Genomic DNA, 19,478 nt, shown 5'->3' on the forward strand with positions numbered 1-19,478 from the left:
TTAAAACTATATATAATTGGCTTTATTCTGGTATTATAAATTTTAATATTACAAAGCTTAGAAGAAAAGCTAAGTCAAGGAAAGTAAAAGAAACAAGAGGAAGATTTAATATTGGAACTCCAATAAGAAAAAGACCTAAGCTGATAAAGAAAAGAGAAGAATTTGGTCATTGGGAATTAGATACGGTTGTATCATCGAGAGGTAAAAGTAAAGGTTGTTTAGCTACTTTTGTTGAAATGAAATCTAGGTTTTATATAGCAATACCTATGAAAGATAGAAGCAAGGATTCAATGTTAGAAGCAATTAAGAAATTGATATATCCACTCCCAAAACAAGCCTTAAAAAGCTTCACATCTGATAGAGGGAAAGAATTTGCCTGCTATAAAGACATAGAAAACATGGGGATAGAATTCTATTTTGCAGATCCATACTCAGCTTGGCAAAGAGGAACTAATGAGAACTCAAATGGACTTTTAAGAGAATACTATCCAAAGAAAACAGATTTAGCAAAAATATCAGTTAATGAACTAATTAAAAATTTAATGGAGCTTAATAGTAGACCTAGGAAGTGTTTAAATTATCAAACTCCATTTGATGTATTTATGCACGAACTTAGTTTGCTCTAAGTGTCGCATTATTATTTGCAATTCATCATTTTAAAAAAATTTTTAGAATCAAAGATAACGAAGTATTGGATTAATAGAGACAAAAAGTGAAGACATTGGAAATAAAAAAGATTAATCCTATATTGGATGAGTAGGTAGGTAAAGGGCTGCCCTTTAGGGCTGTCCTTTACTATGGAATAGAGAGGGTTTTGAGGCAGATGCAGACAGCCCCAGAGGGACAGCCTGCTAAGGTTGGAATTAAGAAGAGTTTAGGTTTAGATAAAAATAATTGATTTTCAAAAAGTGTTACTCTGGTGGTAGCACTTTTTTATATGATAATTTGTAAAGAATATATCCTTGTTCAATAATTATAAAACAAGGTTTTTATAAATTTGTATTGACATTGTTACCACAAAAATATAATATTAAAAGAAAAAGGAGCTTATTATGTCTAAAACATGTAATTTGAATATTAGAATGAATCCTGAAATAAAAGAGAAGGCCGAGAGTATTTTAAATAATTTAGGTCTTACATCTTCTAATGCAATAGATTTATATTACAGGCAAATTATTTTGAATAATGGTCTTCCCTTTGAAATAAAGTTTCCAAAGAAAAGATTATTTGATATTTCTGATGTTTCAGAAGATGATTTAAAAGAAATGCTCGAATTGGGATTACAAGATTTTGAAAATGGGAAATTTAAATCTTTTGAGGATGCTTTTTTGGAAATAGATAACTATGGAAAGTTATAATATTTTATTATCAGACCTAGCAATACAAGATATTATTGATATTAAAACTTATATTAGCATTGAATTAGGCGAACTTGAAGTTTCTGAAGGTATAGTGCAATCAATTTATGATTCAATATACAACTTAAGTTATATGCCTGAAAGATTTAGAAAATATGATGGAATTAAGGAAAAGAATATTAAAATTTGCCCTGTAAAAAAATATCTTATATTTTATGAGGTTGATAATATTGTAAAAAATATTAATGTTATTAGAGTTCTATATTCTTCAAGAAATTTTAAAAATCTTCTTTGAATTTTTTAAAGAATTAACTAATCAAGGTTATGTTCAACAATCTTCGTAAAATACTAAAAGATATAGAAATGATAGTTTTAAAAATGTATTTTCTTAATAATTATTACAAAGATAAATACGCACGTTCATCAGACGTAAAACAGACGTAAAAATTTGCGTTTGTTTTTACGTCTGTTTTTTCTGATTATAATTTTTGAATAAATAGTAAGTGATATTTTTATTTCAATAGCTCGTCAATTGTTGCTGCTACTCTATCGTATTCATAAGCTCCAAGGTATCCTCCCACGACATTTCCTTTATCGTCTACAAATATTGTTGTAGGGAAGGCTGTTATTTTACTCATATCTTCTTCCATTGTTGGGTTTGGCATTATATTTACATATTCAACGCCTGCATCTTTCATTATTGCAAGGGCTTCTTCGACATTTGTTGTCATATTTGCATTTGTATCTGCCACTATTCCCAAGATGTTTATTTTATCTCCATAATTTTCATATAATTTTTGTAAATCAGGTAGTTCTTTTTTACAAGGTCCGCAATATGTTGCCCATATATTAATCATTGTGTAGGGTTTATTGTAGACATCTTCTGATTTTACGATTTCTCCAGTTTTTATATCTATTGTTTGAAAATTAAATGTTTCAAATGGTCTTTCAATTAAATCAATTGTATTTGCTTTATTTGTAACATTTGTTGATTCTTGTGAATTTTTAGTTGTATTTGTTCCAGCAATTTCTGTTGGTTCTTTTTTACTACAAGCAAATAAAGTCATGGAAATCATAAGTATACTCATTATTTTAGTAAATTTTTTCATTTGTATCACTCCATTCTATTTTTATTATATCATTCTTTGCTAAAATTTTATTCACTAACTTGAGGGATTTCTAAAATTAGGTTATAATAGAAAGCACTTGTTCGGGAACTCCAAGTATAAAAAACTATGTTCTCCAAAGAATTGGAGGTTAAAAATGAAAAAAATTATTATTGATGCGGATCCCGGAATTGATGATTCTATTGCTATTATGCTTGCGAGCATGGCAAAGGAATATAAAATTCTCGGGATTTCTTTAGTTTCTGGAAATGTTGATGTTAATAAAGGATACATCAATGTTTGCAGACTTTCAAAATTCTTGGGAAGAGGTTTTGATATTCATCTTGGCAAAATTAATCCTCTTAAAAAGGAATTAATTAATGCAGAGGACACTCATGGCACCGATGGTCTCGGCGAAACTTTTTTAGATTATGAAAAGAAAAATTATGCTGAAGATGCCGAAGATTTTCTAATTAGAGAGGCAAAAAAAGGCGGTCTTACAATTTTTGCATTGGGACCACTAACTAATATTGCTAGGGCATTAGAGAAAGATAAAGAAGCTTTTAAAGACACTAGAATTATTGTCATGGGTGGAAATTACAAAAGTTATGGCAATATGAGCCCGGTTTCTGAATTCAATTTTTATGTGGATCCAGATGCTGCAGATTATGTAATTAAAAATGCAAATATCGAAATCATTCCACTTGATGTTACACGCAAATTCGTGCTAACTCCAAATATTTTATCTTATATTAAAAGACTTAATAAGAACAGAGGAGATTTCCTCGAAAAGATAACAAATTTCTACATGGATTTTCATTGGGAATATGAAAAAATTATTGGTTCTGTAATTAACGACCCGCTCGTTGTGCTTGCAGAACTTCGAGAAGATTTATTTACTAAAAATTCCTATCACGCATCTGTTATTACTGATGGTGATGCAAGGGGAATGCTAATGGTAGATGGAATGGATTTTCTAAAGCAAGATAAAAACATTATTCTCTATGAAGATTTAAAAATACTCGAAGTTTGGACTGAATTTATAGAAATTTTCACTGGTGAAAAAGTAGATAAGGAAATTTTGGAGATATTAATATGAAAATTAACACAAAAACTTTAACTATGCTTGCACTTTGCGTTGCAATTAACATGGCGGGATCAATGATTGGAGTACTTGTAAAGATTCCAGTTTATCTTGATTCCATAGGAACTATAATGGCAGGTTTTACATTTGGACCAATTTTTGGTCTGCTAACAGGTGTGATTACTGCATTTGTAAACACAATAGGAGACCCTGTTGCACTTTACTTTATGCCGACACAACTTATAGTTGGATTTACTGCAGGATACTTTACATTTTTAAAGAAAGACGATGTGAAGTCAAAATTTTATTTGACTCCTGTAATGTCAATTCCTGCTGCAATATCATCAGCACTTATAGCAACGTATCTTTTTGGCACAGTTACAACTGCAGGATCAAGCTACATAGTTCAGGCAATTAGAGCCGTAGTAGACTTTCCAGACTTTTTAGTTGTACTTGTAATTCAAATAATTACAGACTATGCAGATAAGCTTATTTCAATACTTTTAGTGTCAAAAGTTTACAATATGAATGCATTTCAAAATTTGATAAAGAATTAAAAAATTCCCTTCAGCAAGATACTGAAGGGATTATTTTATTTACTGGGAAACTTTCAGTTATTTCTTTTAACTTTTCTAAATCTTTTTCATCCTTTATAAAATATGTCATGTCATTGTACTTAAAAATAGAAGAATAAAAAACTTTATCTCCTCTTGTTTCCTTAATAATAGAAACAGTTGTATCTACAATATTATAAGTTTCTATTAATTCACTTCCGCCTAGAATTGCTACAGAATATGGATCTTGTGCGGGGTTATCTATCCAAGAAATAATTAAATGAAGTATTCCATCTCTTGATAAGGATTCAACACCATAATAATATGGATTTGTATCTTTGAAGAAAACATTTATAGTTGAATTAAATCCGTCAGTAGAATAAATATAATCGTAATTAATGTCATCAAAATATGGTGAATTAAGAAATTCGAGTTTTAAATCATTTTTAAGTTCTTCATAAGTATCATAAATTTTTGAAACTTTTTCGCTATGGTTTTCATTAGTTACAAAAGAAATAGATGATATATCGGTGCTTATTGGTTTAGTGTTATAAAATTCATCTAAATCAACTTTCATCAAATCATTTTTTAAATCCTTATTATTAGAGCAACTTGTAATAAATAGTAAGATAATAGGGATTACAAATAATCTTTTTTTCATAATTACCTCCAATATCACTTGAACTTCTAATAATAATAATAATAATAATAATAATAATATAATGCTTTATAAAAGTAAATAGATATAAAAGAATTAAATCGAAAGGTTGAGGATTTTTCTTTTAGTTATAGAAAGTTCTAAATTTTATATTTTTATAAAGGTTTAGGAGTAAATTTTTACGATTTTTTTACATTTCTTTGTTTTTCTTTCATAAATAATTTATTTTTTTAATTAAATTCAGCTTTAACAGGGTATAGTTATATTAAATGTTAAAAATTTTGTAAATGATTTTTAACAGTTCTTATTTAGTGATATAATATAAGAAAATGATTTCACAGTGGGGGTGATTTAGTGTCAGTTGATGCAGTTAAAATAGTAACAGATTCTGAAAAAGAGGCTAAAAAGATAATTGAAGATGCAAAGTTAAAAGCAAAAGAAATTATCGAAAAAGCCAAAGAAGAAGCTGATTTGTCATATAAAAAGACAATTGATGATGCTGAAACTAAAAAGACTCTTCTATTAGATAAGGCTAAAGAAGAGGGTGAAAGATTAGGCGAGCCTATAATAGGTGATGCTGAAAATTTTGTGAAAGAGATTTCACAGAAATCAGATGACAAAGATATAGTCAAATTAGTCGTAGAGAGGATTGTGAATAATTATGGCAATAGTTAATATGAGTAAATTTAACCTCTTTACCTTTGATAATGATAGAAAGAAAATTCTTGATAGATTTCAAAAATTTGAGTATGTGCACATTGTTGAGAGCAAAAGTGAAGATGAAGATTTAAATGAGATAAAATCTTCTGATGAACTGGTCCATATTGATTCGGTTATAAAAAGAGCAAAAGATGATATTGAACTTCTTGAAGCTTTTGAGGAGAAAAAAAGCTCTTTACAATCTTTAAAAGAGGGAAATGAAAATTTAACTCTTGAAGAATTAAGAGAAAGGGCTCTTGATTTTAACTTTGAAAAAATAGATGGTGAAATTAAAGCTATATTAGAGAAAAAAGAAAAGCTCAAGAACAAAATTCAAAATATAGATGCTAAAATTCAAGAATTAAATCCTTGGAAGTCACTTGATTCTCCAATTTCAGATTTAGATAACTTAGAATTTGTACTGACTAGAACTGGAATGATACCAAATAGGTATGCTCCAGATTTTGAAAAGGCTCTAGATGAGTTTGATTTGACATATGAAGAAAAATTATCACAAGACAAAAATTATTCTTACTACTTAGTAGTTTATGACGACTCATTGGAAAATGATGTTGATGAAATTTTTAAAACTTCAGGCTTTACTCCAATAAATATAAAAACTAAAAATGTGGTTTCTGATGAGATTGATTCACTTAAATCTCAGAAAGAAAAAATTATAAGTGAAATAAAAGCTACAGAAGAAAGTTTAAAAGATTATGTAAAGTACACTCAAGGTTTTAAAGTAACTCACGATTATTATTCCAATGAAAAGATTAAAATCTTAAGTCAAGATAAATTTTTAAAGACAAATTCTGTCGATTTAATCGAAGGATATGTTCCTTTTGACAGAATTAAAGATTTTGAAAATGAAATTGAAAAAGTTGTCGGAGATAATTACTACATTCAGGTCAAGGAAGCTGACAGGGATTCGCCAGAAGTTCCAATAATGCTTAAAAATAATTCCTTTGTAAGACCTTTTGAAATGATGACAGAAATGTATGCAATGCCAAAGTACAATGAAATTGACCCAACTCCATTCTTTGCACCATTTTATTTCATATTTGCAGGAATTATGGTTGGCGACTTTGGTTATGGATTATTAGTATTTTTAGGAACACTAATAGCCCTTAAGAGTTTTAACTTATCAGATAGCAAGAAAAGATTTATTAAATTTTTCAATTATTTATCCATTTCAACAATGATTTTTGGTTTGATATTTGGTTCTTTCTTTGGAGGAGCAATTGAAATTCCGGGAATTATCGATCCAGCAGAAGATTCTACAATTCTTGTAATGATTTCACTAATAATCGGTGGAATTCACATCTTCTTTGCACTTGGAATCAAAGCATACATGGATATAAGAGATGGAAAGCCAAAGGATGCACTTTTTGATGTAGGATTTTGGTATATGGCTTTAATTGGAATTATTGGATTACTTCTTCAAATGGCAATAGATAGTCTATCTCCATTTAAAAATATATTTCTTGGAGTAATGATAATTGGAATGATTGGAATTGTCTTAACTGGCGGTAGAGATGAAAAATCAACAGCTGGTAAAATAGGTTGGGGAATTTATTCTCTTTATGGAATTACATCATATCTTGGTGATTTCGTTTCTTATCTAAGACTTATGGCACTTGTATTATCAGGTTCATTTTTAGGTCTTGCCATAAATATTATTTCTGGAATGCTTTTTGGCTCAGGAATTTTTGGAAAAGTTGGAGCAATTATAATTTTTGTTGTATTCCAATTATTTAACGCATTTTTATCATATCTATCAGCCTATGTTCACACAGCAAGGCTAACTTATGTAGAGATGTTTAACAAATTCTACGAAGGTGGAGGAGTACCTTTTAGAAAGATGATAGAAGAATCAGATTATTTTAACATAGAAAATAATTAGTAGGAGGTTTATATGTTTAGCGAATTAATATCACAATATTTAGGTTTAATACTTGGAGCCACAGGCATATTTTTAGCAGTTGCATTATCAGGCTCAGGTTCAGCAAAGGGAGTAGGTATGGCAGGTGAAGCTGCAGCAGGAGTAATTATTGATGAACCAGATAAGTTTGGTAAATCACTTGTACTTCAACTTCTACCAGGTACACAAGGTCTTTATGGATTCGTAATAGGACTATTTATATTATTTAGATTAACTCCAGATATGGCAGTTAATTCAGGATTTATGTATCTTGCAAGTGGTGCAACAATTGGTCTTGCAGGCATGATTTCTGCAATCGCACAAGGTAAAGTTGCCGTTGCAGGTATTAATATTTTAGCAAAAAATGAAGAACAACAAGTTAAGGGTATTATCTTTGCAGTAATGGTTGAGCTTTATGCAATCCTTGCCTTTGCAATTTCATTCTTTATTCTATTTAGAGCATAGGTGATACTATGAAGGGTTTAGAAAATATAATTGATAAAATAAAAGGAGAGGCAAAGGAAGAAGCTGAAAAAATAATAAATAAGGCAGAAGAAGAGAAAAGAGAAATTTTAGAAAATTCTAATGCTAAGGCAAAAGCAGAAGCAGAAAGAATTATAAATAGAGCAGAAGTAGATAGCGAAGGTATATTAAAAAGAGCAAAGTCTTCAAAAGAACTTCAAGCAAGAGATAAAATCTTAAAAGCTAAGCAAGATATAATTGATGTGGTTTTAAAGAAAGTTTTAGAAGAACTTAAAAACTTATCCAATGAAGATTTCATAAATTATGTAAAAAATAGCATCAAGGGAATTGATATAAGTAAAGATGCAGTGCTTAAAGTTCCTGCAAGATACAAAGATGCTATAGAAAAAGCAAATTTAGGCTTTAAAATTTCTGATGAAAATGTAGATGAGGGATTTACTTTAAATTATAAAAACCTTCAATACAATGGAGATTTTAAATCAATTTTAAGTTCTAAAAGAGAAGATTTAGAATTATTTTTAGCAGAAAAGCTCTTTTAAAAGGAGGTTATTATGGATAGAAGTAAATTTATCCAAAGTTCAGCAAGAGTCAGAGTTCTTGAAAAGAAACTTCTATCAAAGGAAGTTTTTAATAGACTTGCAGAAGCTGAAACTTTGGAAGATGCACTAAGGTCTCTATCTGATACAGTTTACAATGAATATATAAATAAACTTGAATCTCCTACAGAATACGAAAAAATTTTGACAGCAGAAATTGAAAGATTTTACAAAGAAATATATGAAATTTCGCCTTCTGATTTGCCCGTAGATTTAGTGACTTTGAAGTATTTTTTCCACAATTTGAGAGTTGTCTTAAAGGAAGATGTGTTAAATAGTGATTTAAGTCATCTTATTATGAATATAAAAGACTTTGATCTTAAAAAATACAGAGAGGGATATTCAGATTCAACTATTACTCATGGGTATTTTGGAATTTTAGACCAGGCAGCAAAACTATATGAAGAAGAAAAGAATCCACCAATAATAGACATATATCTTGACAATAAATATCTTGAAGAGTTATCAATCATAGCAAATGAAACAGATTCTGACTTATTTAAAGGATATGTAAAGGATTTAATTGACTTTACAAATATTAGAACTCTTTTAAGAGCTAAAAATCAGGAAAGAGATCACGATTTTCTTGAAAGAATAATAATTGATGGAGGAAATATTTCTGTTTCAACTTTTTTGGAATTATTTACTATAGAAATTAATCCCGACATGAAAGTCTTCAAGAAGCTAAATATTTATAAATATATTAGAGAAGGACTTGAGAGATATAAAAAAGTTGGACGAGTTTCTGACTTTGAAAGGGATTTAGATAATTATTTCTTAGATTTAATAGAAGATGTAAAGTACATGACCTATGGTCCTGAAGTTATTTTTGCATATTGTCTGAGAAAAGAAATGGAAATTAAAAACTTAAGAATAATTTTTGTTTCTAAATTAAATGGACTTGACAGCGAATTTATAAGAGGAAAGTTGCGTGGTAATTATGTATAAAATTGCAGTTATAGGAGATAAGGACTCCATACTTTCCTTTAAAGCAATAGGAATAGATGTGTATATAGCCTATGAAGGAAAAGAAGCGAGAAAAATTGTAGACAGTCTTGCAAAAGATGATTATGGAGTAATTTATATTACAGAACAATTGGCAGCAAAAATACCAAAAACAATTGACAGATACCAAGATAAATTAATACCAGCAATTATAGTTATTCCATCTAATAAGGGAACTCTTGGTATTGGAATGAAGAATTTAAATAAAAATGTAGAAAAAGCTATTGGAGCGAATATATTAGGTGACTAAAAAGAAGGAGGGGCTTTTTTGAAATCAGGAAAAATAATAAAAGTATCCGGGCCACTTGTTGTAGCCAGCGGCATGGAAGATGCCAATGTCTATGACGTTGTGGAGGTTTCTAAAGACAAGCTCATTGGAGAGGTTATAGAAATGAGGGGCGATGAAGCTTCCATCCAAGTATATGAAGAAACTACAGGCATTGGTCCTGGAGATGATGTGTATACTACTGGTGCTCCACTTTCTGTTGAACTTGGACCAGGCATGATTGAAAAAATGTTTGATGGAATTCAAAGACCTCTTGTTGGTTTACAAGAAAAGGCAGGAGATTTTCTAGTTAGAGGAGTTACTGTAAATCCTCTAGATAGAGAAAAAAAGTGGGAATTTAAAAAAGTTGCAAATGTAGGAGATGAACTACAACCAGGAGATATCCTTGGTACAGTTGAAGAAACTCCAGTTGTGACTCATAAAATTATGGTCCCAAATGGTGTTAAGGGAAAGCTTAAAGATATTAAAGAAGGAAGCTTTACTGTTGTAGACACTATTGCAATTATAGAAACAAAAGATGGCGACAAAGAACTTAACATGATACAAAAGTGGCCAGTAAGACGTGGTAGACCTTATAAGAAAAAGGTCGACCCTAAGGAACCACTTGTTACTGGACAAAGAGTTATAGATACATTCTTCCCAATTACTAAGGGTGGAACTGCTGCGATACCAGGACCTTTTGGTTCAGGTAAGACAGTTGTTCAACATCAACTTGCTAAATGGGCAGATGCACAAATTGTAGTTTATGTAGGTTGTGGCGAACGTGGTAACGAGATGACAGATGTACTTATGGAGTTTCCTGAACTTATCGACCCAAATACAAATGAGTCAATAATGAAGAGAACTGTATTAATTGCAAATACATCAAATATGCCAGTTGCTGCTCGTGAAGCTTCAATTTATACTGGAATTACAATTTCTGAATACTTTAGAGACATGGGATATTCTGTAGCTATGATGGCGGACTCTACTTCTCGTTGGGCTGAGGCACTTCGTGAAATGAGTGGACGTCTTGAAGAAATGCCAGGGGATGAAGGTTATCCTGCATATTTATCTTCTAGAATTGCAGAATTCTATGAAAGAGCAGGTCGTGTAATGGTAAATGGAACTGAAGAAAGAGAAGGAGCACTTTCAGTAATAGGTGCAGTTTCTCCTCCAGGTGGAGATATTTCTGAGCCAGTTACTCAAAATACACTACGTATTGTAAAAATTTTCTGGAAACTTGACTACGATTTATCTTATCAACGTCACTTCCCAGCAATTAACTGGATAGATTCCTATTCTCTATACCAAACAAAAATTGATAAATATCTAGATGAAAATGTAAATGAAGAATTTTCTAAACATAGAAAAAGAGCAATGGCACTTTTACAAGAAGAACAAGGACTTCTTGAAGTTGTAAGACTTGTTGGTAGAGATACTCTATCAGATGAAGATCAACTTAAAATTGACATCACAAAGTCAATAAGAGAGGACTTCTTGCAACAAAATGCCTTCCACGATGTCGACACTTATTGTCCACTTGAAAAGCAATATAAAATGCTAGATACAATTCTTTATTTCTACGATAAATCTCTTGAAGCTCTTGAAGCTGGAGTTTATTTTTCAGAAATTGAAGAAATGGATGTAAAAGAAGACATTGCAAGAATGAAATACATTGACAATGAAAGTCTAGAAAAGATAGATGCTATTAAAGAAAAAATTGATGGCGAACTTAAAAAATTAGAAGAGGTCGGTGATGAAGATGCTTAAAGAATATAAATCTGTAACAGAAGTTGTTGGACCTCTACTTGCAGTTGAAGGAGTTGAAGGAGCTACCTATGAGGAGCTTGTAGATATTGAACTTCAAACTGGAGAAAGAAGACGTGGACGTGTAATTGAAATTGATGGCAACAAGGCCATGGTTCAAATTTTTGAAGGCTCTAGTGGAATTAATTTAGTTGATACCACTGTAAGATTTTTGGGAAAGCCACTTGAACTTGGAGTTTCTCCTGATATGATTGGAAGAGTTTTCGATGGACTTGGAGAGCCAATTGATGGCGGTCCAAAGATTATTCCGAAAGAAAAAATCGATATAAATGGTACAGCAATAAATCCAGTATCAAGAGATTATCCATCTGAATTTATTCAAACAGGAGTTTCTGTAATTGATGGGCTTAATACTCTAGTAAGAGGTCAAAAGCTTCCTATTTTCTCGGCAGCAGGACTTCCTCACAATGAACTTGCAGCGCAAATTGCAAGACAAGCCACTGTACTTTCAGGAGGAGACTTCGCTGTAGTATTTGCTGCAATGGGAATTACTTTCGAAGAAGCTCAATACTTCATTGATGACTTAACTGAAACTGGAGCAATCGACAGGGCAGTTTTATTTATGAATCTTGCAGATGACCCTGCAATCGAAAGACTTGCAACTCCAAAAATGGCTCTAACTGCAGCTGAATACTTGGCATTTGAAATGGGCATGCATGTTCTTGTACTATTAACAGATATGACAAATTATGCTGAAGCATTAAGAGAAGTATCGGCAGCAAGAAAGGAAGTACCAGGTAGACGTGGTTATCCTGGATATCTATATACTGATCTTGCAGGAATTTATGAAAGGGCAGGAAGAATAAAAGGTAGAGAAGGATCAATTACTCAAATTCCAATTCTAACAATGCCTGAAGGGGACATCACTCACCCAATCCCCGATCTTACTGGATATATCACAGAAGGACAAATTATCCTATCAACTGAACTATATAAACAAGGTCTCGAACCACCAATTAATGCAATTCCTTCACTTTCAAGACTTAAAGATAAGGGTATAGGCGAAGGAAAAACTCGTGAAGACCATGCAGATACAATGAATCAAATTTATGCAGCTTATACAGCAGGTAAGGAAGCAAAAGAACTTTCTGCTATCTTAGGTGAAACAGCACTTTCAAAATCTGACAAGGCCTTTGCAGAATTTGCAGATAGATTTGAAAAGGAATATGTATCACAGGGTTTTAAAACTAATAGAACAATTGAAGATACATTAAATTTAGGTTGGGAACTACTTTCAATTATCCCAAGAACTGAACTTAAGAGAATTGACGATGAGTTAATAGATAAATATTTGGGAGATAATAAAAAGGAAGTAGAGGAAGAATCTGAAGACCTTGGAAACGAGGAATAATATGGCAGTTTTAAATGTTAATCCAACGAGAATGAATTTATCTCTACTAAAGGATAAGCTTGAAACTTCAACTCGTGGTCACAAACTTTTAAAAGACAAGCAAGATGAACTTATGAGGCAGTTCATTAATCTTATTAAAGAAAATAAAAAACTAAGACTAGAAGTTGAAGAAAAGTTACAAGAGTCCTTTAAGTCGTTTTTAATGGCATCTGCAACAATGAGTCCACAAGTTTTGGAAGAGGCAATATCACTTCCAACAATGAATACAATGGTGGATATTAAAAAGAAAAATATCATGTCAGTAGATGTTCCAGAGATGGAATTTAAGACTGAAAGAACAACAGACAATGCGTCAAATTATCCTTATGGATATGCAACAACGAATTCTGATTTGGATCTTGCAATTGACGAACTAACAGAAGTTATGGAAGAGCTTTTGACTTTAACTCAAAAAGAAAAAGCATCGCAACTTCTTGCAGATGAAATAGAAAAGACTAGAAGAAGAGTAAACGCCTTGGAATACAAAACTATACCTGATTTAAAAGATACTGTAAAATATATTCGCTCAAAGCTTGATGAAAGTGAAAGGGCAAATATTACAAGACTTATGAAGGTAAAGGATATAATTTCCAAGGATGAAATGAAAATGGAAAAAAGTGATAGAATTAATAAGGAATTAGTATAATATTTAAAAAGTAATCATATTATGATAGTGCTTGGAACAAACCCACTATAGCGACCAGCAAATTTCGCTTTTATAGTGGGTTTTATTTTGCAAAAAGTTTTTATCAGCTTTAGTGGATTTGTTTGTTGAGTATTAAAATGAACTTAATGGTATAAATATAATGAAGGTAAAATAAATAGGAGGGGTTAGATGAAATTTTTACACACAATGATTAGAGTTAAAGATTTGGAAAAATCTGAAGAATTTTATAGAGAACTTGGATTTAAAGAAAGCAGAAGAAAAGATTTCCCAGAAGATAAGTTTACACTAGTTTATTTAAAATTAGATGAAAGTGAATATGAACTTGAATTAACTTATAATTATGACAGAGAAGAAGATTATGAGCTTGGAAATGGATATGGCCATATTGCAATTTCTCACAAAGACATTGAAAAGTTTAGAGATGAATTAAAATCTAAAGGATATGAAGTTACAAATCTTTCAGGACTTTCTGATGGATCAGCAAGTTACTTTTTCGTAGTAGATCCAGATGGATATAAAATTGAAATAATTGAAGAAAAATAAGAAACTTCAGGTTTATGCCTGAAGTGAGCCTGTATACAAACCCACTATAACGCTCACCGGATTTCGCTTTCGACTAATTCTAATTCTCTATTCGCTGAAAAACGCAAACTCGCTGTCGCTCAAACAGTGCGTTTTTCGGACGCTTGTTTTCGAATTGAATTAGTACAGAAAGCTCAATATGGTTTGCTTTTTATAGTGGGTTTTATTTTGTCAACACGATGACCTCAGATTTATGCCTGAAGTCTTTTTTCTTAAATTTAATTTATAAATCTAAAAGAATTCCAAAAAGTTTTGCCTTAAGTACTGTCTTATTATTTTCTTCAAAAACTTCTGAAGAAATATCAATAAAGTTTTTTCCATTTTTATCATAGACTTTATCTACAATATTTTCGCAAATTAATTTTCTACCTGTATAAGCTTTATTTACAAAATCAAATTCCATTCTATAGACTAAAATATCATAATCTCCACCAATTTTATTTGTAAGAGATGCAGTCATAAGTCCTTGAAGCAGATATTCACCTTTATCATTTGGAACTTCATGATGTTTGCCCCAAAAGCTTGAAAGTTCTGCAAATTCATTTAAATCTTTTTCCGTGAAAGTTCTTTCGTAAACTATTTTATCGCCAGTATTTAATCTCATAACATCACCTAATTATTTATACCCAATAATTTACTAAAAAATGGGTATTATAATAGAGAGGTGTTAATGTGAAGAAAATATTATTATACGGACTAGGCAGTGAGAAAAATAAAATTACCCAAGCAGTTGCAGGGGAATTTGATATAGAATTATATATTATAGAAGATAAAAATTTAGATAAAAAAGTTTTAGAATTATTTGGTGAAGACAATAAAAACTTAGAAACTTCTGAAAAAGATGAAAAATTAATGGTTTTCTCAAATATGGATAGAAATCTTTTAAAGGACTTTTTAATTGCTCTAAAGAATAAGGGAGTAACTGTTGAGCACAAATGCGTGCTAACAGACACTAATAAGGACTGGAAGTTTTCATATTTAATGGAACATATCAAAGACGAGCATAGAATTGTTGGAAAGTTTAGAGAGCTTGGAAGTTATGTAAAGCTTGCAATGGATAAGCTTGGAGAATCTGAAGACGCTGAGCTTAAAGATATTGTCGACAGAGCACTTTTAAATAAAAATGAACTCAATGAAGAAAGACTTGATAATTCTATTCTAGAACTTAAGAAAAAATTAGGTTTAAATTAATTTAAAATTATTTGAAATTATTAAGAAGAAATGTTTAAATAACAGATTTATTGGTATAAATATATAGAAGATTGGTATATTAATTAATATAACAGAAATCTCGGCTATCCTTAGTCGGGGTTTACATAGATAAGTAACTAAGCAGGTTTAGAACCTGCTTTTTTTGTTTTGAAAAATGGGACAGTCCCCTCACAAACTTGACAGGGACAGTCCCAGATCTCTAAATTCTTCTGTATATGTCGGGTTTTCTTTATATTCTTTTAATCCTTCTTCTCCTAGATATCTGTAATGATTGTACCATGCTTTTACTGATGTTCTACTTACTTTATATTTTTTTGCAAGGTGTCTGTCTCCATATCCTTCTTCTTTTTCTTTTACTATTTTTAGTTTTAATTCATAGCTATATTTTTTCATTTGAACCTCCTATTCCGTGTCCGGATTTTGGGGTTCACATCAGAGATTGGGGGACTATCCCTGACTATTCAAAAAAGGGACCGTCCCTATTCTTTTTAAATTTATTAAATTCATAAAGAAATTTTTTATGAAGAATTTCAAATTTTCTTAATTCCTTAAATAAGAGATTAGTGAGATTTGGGGACTGCTGTGTGCCCTATGGGTATCCCTGACCAAATAAAAAGGGGACTGTCCCCATTTTATAAGAGACAGCCCCTAAAATTCTATTATTAAATTTCAGATAATTCATAAATATCCATATTTTCTTCATGGAATTTCTTATTCTTAACATCTACTCTTGCACCTAATGTGTCAAGACTTGTTACAATATCAATTCCAAATTCAATTGCCATTCTTCTTATTTTAAATCCATCTCTATTGGAATCCCCACCCTTAGTAGGAGTGTTAATTACTATATCTACTTCTCCGTTTCTTATAACATCTAGTATATTTGGTCTTGGATCATTAATTTTTCCAACTTCTCTTGCATCTATTCCATTTTCTTTTAGAAGTTTTGCAGTTCCATGAGTTGCTATAAATTTATAGCCCATTGTATTCATTGTCTTTGCAATTTCTAGAAATTCTTTCTTATCATTGTCATTAACTGTTGCAAGAACTGTTGAGACTTCATCTTCAATTGCAGATCCTGCTGCTAAAAAGCCTTTGAAAAGTGCTTCTTCAATATTTTTGCCAACTCCTAAAACTTCTCCAGTTGATTTCATTTCAGGTCCAAGAGAAATTTCAACTCTGTTTAGTTTAGACATTGAGAACACTGGAACTTTAACTGCAATAAGTTTTGGTTCTTTGTATATTCCTGTGCCATAAGAAAGATTTTCAAGTTTTTCTCCAAGCATTACCTTAGTGGCAATATCAATTATTGGCACTCCTGAAACCTTAGAAATATAAGGTACTGTTCTTGAAGCACGAGGGTTAACTTCTATTATATAAAGGTCATTTTGATATTCGATAAATTGAATATTTATCATTCCTTTGACATGAAGAGCCTTTGCGATTTTCTTAGTGTAGTCTAAAATTTTATCCTTGATTTCATCTGAGATGTGAAGACTTGGATAAATTGTAATTGAGTCGCCAGAGTGAACTCCTGCCCTTTCAAGATGTTCCATAATTCCAGGGATTAAAATATTTTCTCCATCAGAAATTGCATCAACTTCAATTTCACGGCCTACTAAATATTTGTCAATTAGCACAGGATTTTCGCTGTCTCTTTCGAAGGCAGAAGTTAAATAATTTGTAAGTCTCTTTTCATCATAAGTTATTTCCATACCTTGTCCGCCAAGTACATATGAAGGTCTTACAAGTACTGGATATCCAAGATTATTTGCAACTTCTAGACCTTCTTCAACTGTATAAACTCCATGTCCCTTAGGTCTATTGATTTTTAATTCTTCAAGCAAGTTGTCAAATTTTTCTCTATCTTCAGCTCTGTCAATATCTTCGTAGTCAGTTCCCAGGATGTTTACGCCTCTGTTGTGAAGGTATTTTGCAAGTTTAATTGCAGTTTGACCACCAAAGGCAAGGATAACTCCTTCAGGTTTTTCGATTTCAATAATAGTATTAACTTCTTCTTCTGTAAGTGGTTCGAAGTAAAGTTTATCAGAAGTGTCGAAGTCAGTTGAAACTGTTTCTGGATTGTTGTTTATTGTAATTGTTTCAATTCCCATTTTAATAAGAGCCTTAATTGAGTGAACGCTGCAGTAGTCGAACTCAATACCTTGACCAATTCTTATAGGACCTGATCCGATTACTAAAATTTTTCTGTTTTCAGAAATTTTATTTTCATCTGATTTTTCATAAGTTGAGTAATAATATGCTCCATTTTTTCTAAATGGGGAAGTATCAACCTTTCTAAAGTTAGGATAGATTTTATTTTTTTCTCTAAATTTAATGATTTCTTCCACAGTTACTCCGAAGGTATCTGCTATGAATTTATCAGAGAAGCCCATTTTCTTTAATTTTTCAAGTTCAGATGCTTCAAGAGTATTTAAATCAAGAGTCTTTAGATTTTCTTCTTCTCTTACAATATTTTCTATTTTTTCAAGGAAATATAAATCAATTCCAGTGATATCATGAATTACATCGATTGAAATGCCACGTCTTATAATTTCTGCAACATCAAAAAGTCTTTCATCATCTGGAAATTCAATTCTCTTTTTAAGTTCATCAGTTGTTCTTTGTTCAGAGAATTTTGACTCTAATGAGAATTTTGAAATTTCTAGAGATCTAATTCCCTTAAGAAGTGCTTCTTCAAAACTTGATCCAATTGACATTACTTCTCCAGTTGCCATCATTTTTGTGCCAAGTTTTCTATTTGCAAATTTAAATTTGTCAAAAGGCCATTTTGGAATTTTACAAACTACATAGTCACAATTTGGTTCGTAGTTTTCGATTGTTTCGCCAGTTGTTTCATTTTCGATTTCTGAAAGATTGTAGCCAAGTGCAATTTTTGTTGCAATTCTTGCTATTGGATAACCTGTTGCCTTAGATGCTAGTGCAGATGAACGTGAAACCCTTGGATTTATTTCAATTACTGCGTATTCTAAAGTTTTAGGATTTAATGCAAGTTGAACATTACATGCACCTTTTACTCCAACATTTTCTACTATATTAAGAGATGCTTTTTTAAGTTTTTCTAAAACTTCTGCTGAAAGACTTTGACATGGTGCAACTACAATTGAGTCACCTGTGTGAACTCCAACTGGATCCACATTTTCCATATCGCAGACAATAATTTTATTCCCAGCAGAGTCTCTAATTACTTCAAACTCTATTTCAAGCCATCCCTTTATAGATTTTTCAAGAAGACATTCGTTAACAGGACTTAACGCTAGACCATGAGATAGGACTTCTCTTAGTTCTTCTTCATCGTAAGCAAATCCACCGCCAGTTCCTCCCAATGTATAAGCAGGTCTAACTACAAGTGGATAGCCAATTTTCTTTGCAAGCTTAAGACCTTCATCAAGAGTTGTAGCAATTTCTGATGCAACAATTGGCTCGCCAATTTCTTTCATAGTGTTTCTAAAGACATCTCTGTCTTCGCCCTTTATAATTGCATCAATGTAAGTTCCTATAACTTTGATTCCGTATTCTTTAAGAATGCCTCTCTTGTCAAGTTCTAGAGTCATATTAAGACCAGTTTGACCACCCATTCCTGCAATAAGTGAGTCTGGTTTTTCTTTTTTAATTATTTTTTCTATAAAAGAAATTGTAATTGGTTCGATGTAAATTTTGTCTGCAACTTCTTTATCTGTCATAATTGTGGCAGGGTTTGAGTTGATTAAAACAGTTTTAACTCCGTGTGACTTTAGTGTTTCACAAGCTTGAGTACCTGAGTAATCAAATTCTGCTGCTTGGCCAATTACAATAGGGCCTGAACCTATAACTAATGTTTTTTTAATTTCCATATCTCTTGGCATTTTCTATCTCCTTTTCAACTCTTAATGACTAATTCTTTTAAAAATGGGCAAAAAAATTTTGTCATTATTAAAAATGGGCAAAAAAAATTATATTAAATTTGCTCAAAAAAAAATCATGTGCAAGGACATGATTTTTCATTCAGTCCTTGGACTGATTTTTCTCTATATTTTTATCTTTTATATTAAAACACTTTTTTTAATA

Annotated in this window: 21 protein-coding genes; 16 read left to right on the forward strand and 5 right to left on the reverse strand. The window is 31.2% G+C overall.

From position 1 onward, the window contains the following. From KQI68_RS09915 to KQI68_RS09925, 3 genes are all read left to right on the forward strand, one after another. Positions 1 to 626, forward strand: a 626-nt coding sequence (locus KQI68_RS09915; protein ID WP_216549969.1) for an IS30 family transposase, incomplete at its 5' end; no start/stop codon positions are given. Between the two features lie 426 nt (positions 627 to 1,052). Beyond that, positions 1,053 to 1,358 (forward strand): type II toxin-antitoxin system RelB/DinJ family antitoxin, encoded by a 306-nt coding sequence (locus KQI68_RS09920; protein ID WP_216549970.1) that lies wholly within the window; start codon positions 1,053 to 1,055, stop codon positions 1,356 to 1,358. Further along, the gene (locus tag KQI68_RS09925; protein WP_216549971.1) at positions 1,345 to 1,653 is read left to right on the forward strand and encodes a type II toxin-antitoxin system RelE/ParE family toxin; all 309 of its coding nucleotides are present in this window, start codon (positions 1,345 to 1,347) and stop codon (positions 1,651 to 1,653) included. The genes KQI68_RS09920 and KQI68_RS09925 overlap by 14 nt, the downstream gene beginning before the upstream one ends. 217 nt (positions 1,654 to 1,870) lie before the next feature. Here the strand turns inward: KQI68_RS09925 and KQI68_RS09930 are convergent, their stop codons facing one another. Beyond that, entirely contained in the window at positions 1,871 to 2,467 is a 597-nt protein-coding gene (locus tag KQI68_RS09930) for a TlpA family protein disulfide reductase (RefSeq protein WP_216549972.1), read from the reverse strand. A 154-nt stretch (positions 2,468 to 2,621) separates the two neighbouring features. Between KQI68_RS09930 and KQI68_RS09935 the strand changes: the two genes are divergently transcribed. Together KQI68_RS09935 and KQI68_RS09940 are read left to right on the forward strand one after the other, a co-directional pair. Next, the gene (locus KQI68_RS09935) at positions 2,622 to 3,563 is read left to right on the forward strand and encodes a nucleoside hydrolase (protein WP_216549973.1); all 942 of its coding nucleotides are present in this window, start codon (positions 2,622 to 2,624) and stop codon (positions 3,561 to 3,563) included. Beyond that, positions 3,560 to 4,105 carry an ECF transporter S component gene (locus tag KQI68_RS09940; protein WP_216549974.1) on the forward strand — a complete coding sequence of 182 codons (546 nt, stop codon included), beginning with the start codon at positions 3,560 to 3,562 and terminating at the stop codon, positions 4,103 to 4,105. The genes KQI68_RS09935 and KQI68_RS09940 overlap by 4 nt, the downstream gene beginning before the upstream one ends. 10 nt (positions 4,106 to 4,115) lie before the next feature. Here the strand turns inward: KQI68_RS09940 and KQI68_RS09945 are convergent, their stop codons facing one another. After that, positions 4,116 to 4,763, reverse strand: a complete 648-nt coding sequence (locus tag KQI68_RS09945; RefSeq protein ID WP_216549975.1) for a hypothetical protein — start codon at positions 4,761 to 4,763, stop codon at positions 4,116 to 4,118. A 351-nt stretch (positions 4,764 to 5,114) separates the two neighbouring features. On the opposite strand from KQI68_RS09945, the gene KQI68_RS09950 reads away from it, so the two are divergent. From KQI68_RS09950 to gloA, 10 genes are all read left to right on the forward strand, one after another. Beyond that, the gene (locus KQI68_RS09950; RefSeq protein WP_216549976.1) at positions 5,115 to 5,435 is read left to right on the forward strand and encodes a hypothetical protein; all 321 of its coding nucleotides are present in this window, start codon (positions 5,115 to 5,117) and stop codon (positions 5,433 to 5,435) included. After that, on the forward strand, positions 5,422 to 7,362 hold the full coding sequence (locus KQI68_RS09955; protein ID WP_216549977.1) for a V-type ATP synthase subunit I: 1,941 nt from the start codon (positions 5,422 to 5,424) through the stop codon (positions 7,360 to 7,362). Before KQI68_RS09950 ends, KQI68_RS09955 begins: the two co-directional genes overlap by 14 nt. A gap of 12 nt (positions 7,363 to 7,374) precedes the next feature. Then, positions 7,375 to 7,845 carry a V-type ATP synthase subunit K gene (locus KQI68_RS09960; RefSeq protein WP_216549978.1) on the forward strand — a complete coding sequence of 157 codons (471 nt, stop codon included), beginning with the start codon at positions 7,375 to 7,377 and terminating at the stop codon, positions 7,843 to 7,845. Positions 7,846 to 7,853: 8 nt separating this feature from the next. After that, the gene (locus KQI68_RS09965; RefSeq protein WP_216549979.1) at positions 7,854 to 8,402 is read left to right on the forward strand and encodes a V-type ATP synthase subunit E; all 549 of its coding nucleotides are present in this window, start codon (positions 7,854 to 7,856) and stop codon (positions 8,400 to 8,402) included. A 12-nt stretch (positions 8,403 to 8,414) separates the two neighbouring features. Further along, positions 8,415 to 9,407 (forward strand): V-type ATP synthase subunit C, encoded by a 993-nt coding sequence (locus KQI68_RS09970; RefSeq protein ID WP_216549980.1) that lies wholly within the window; start codon positions 8,415 to 8,417, stop codon positions 9,405 to 9,407. Beyond that, positions 9,400 to 9,714 carry a V-type ATP synthase subunit F gene (locus KQI68_RS09975; RefSeq protein WP_216549981.1) on the forward strand — a complete coding sequence of 105 codons (315 nt, stop codon included), beginning with the start codon at positions 9,400 to 9,402 and terminating at the stop codon, positions 9,712 to 9,714. Before KQI68_RS09970 ends, KQI68_RS09975 begins: the two co-directional genes overlap by 8 nt. A gap of 18 nt (positions 9,715 to 9,732) precedes the next feature. Then, positions 9,733 to 11,502, forward strand: a complete 1,770-nt coding sequence (locus tag KQI68_RS09980) for a V-type ATP synthase subunit A (protein ID WP_216549982.1) — start codon at positions 9,733 to 9,735, stop codon at positions 11,500 to 11,502. Continuing rightward, positions 11,495 to 12,910, forward strand: a complete 1,416-nt coding sequence (locus tag KQI68_RS09985) for a V-type ATP synthase subunit B (protein WP_216550011.1) — start codon at positions 11,495 to 11,497, stop codon at positions 12,908 to 12,910. The genes KQI68_RS09980 and KQI68_RS09985 overlap by 8 nt, the downstream gene beginning before the upstream one ends. Before the next feature lies 1 nt (position 12,911). Continuing rightward, positions 12,912 to 13,595: a V-type ATP synthase subunit D gene (locus tag KQI68_RS09990; RefSeq protein ID WP_216549983.1), complete on the forward strand. Its 684-nt coding sequence runs from the start codon at positions 12,912 to 12,914 to the stop codon at positions 13,593 to 13,595. Between the two features lie 189 nt (positions 13,596 to 13,784). Next, positions 13,785 to 14,159 carry a lactoylglutathione lyase gene (gloA, locus tag KQI68_RS09995; protein ID WP_216549984.1) on the forward strand — a complete coding sequence of 125 codons (375 nt, stop codon included), beginning with the start codon at positions 13,785 to 13,787 and terminating at the stop codon, positions 14,157 to 14,159. A 262-nt stretch (positions 14,160 to 14,421) separates the two neighbouring features. Here gloA and KQI68_RS10000 read toward each other — a convergent pair whose 3' ends face one another. Further along, positions 14,422 to 14,802 (reverse strand): hotdog family protein, encoded by a 381-nt coding sequence (locus KQI68_RS10000; protein ID WP_216549985.1) that lies wholly within the window; start codon positions 14,800 to 14,802, stop codon positions 14,422 to 14,424. Between the two features lie 68 nt (positions 14,803 to 14,870). Here KQI68_RS10000 and KQI68_RS10385 point away from each other — a divergent pair, with 68 nt between their 5' ends. Beyond that, positions 14,871 to 15,389: a DUF3783 domain-containing protein gene (locus KQI68_RS10385; protein WP_216549986.1), complete on the forward strand. Its 519-nt coding sequence runs from the start codon at positions 14,871 to 14,873 to the stop codon at positions 15,387 to 15,389. A 189-nt stretch (positions 15,390 to 15,578) separates the two neighbouring features. Here the strand turns inward: KQI68_RS10385 and KQI68_RS10010 are convergent, their stop codons facing one another. Further along, positions 15,579 to 15,803, reverse strand: a complete 225-nt coding sequence (locus tag KQI68_RS10010; RefSeq protein WP_216549987.1) for a helix-turn-helix domain-containing protein — start codon at positions 15,801 to 15,803, stop codon at positions 15,579 to 15,581. Between the two features lie 269 nt (positions 15,804 to 16,072). Continuing rightward, complete coding sequence (gene carB, locus KQI68_RS10015) at positions 16,073 to 19,276, reverse strand: carbamoyl-phosphate synthase large subunit (protein WP_216549988.1); 3,204 nt, start codon at positions 19,274 to 19,276, stop codon at positions 16,073 to 16,075. Positions 19,277 to 19,478 lie beyond the last annotated feature (202 nt).

It is taken from the genome of Peptoniphilus ovalis (genome assembly GCF_018919265.1).
GTDB classification, from domain to species: Bacteria; Bacillota; Clostridia; order Tissierellales; family Peptoniphilaceae; genus Peptoniphilus_A; species Peptoniphilus_A ovalis.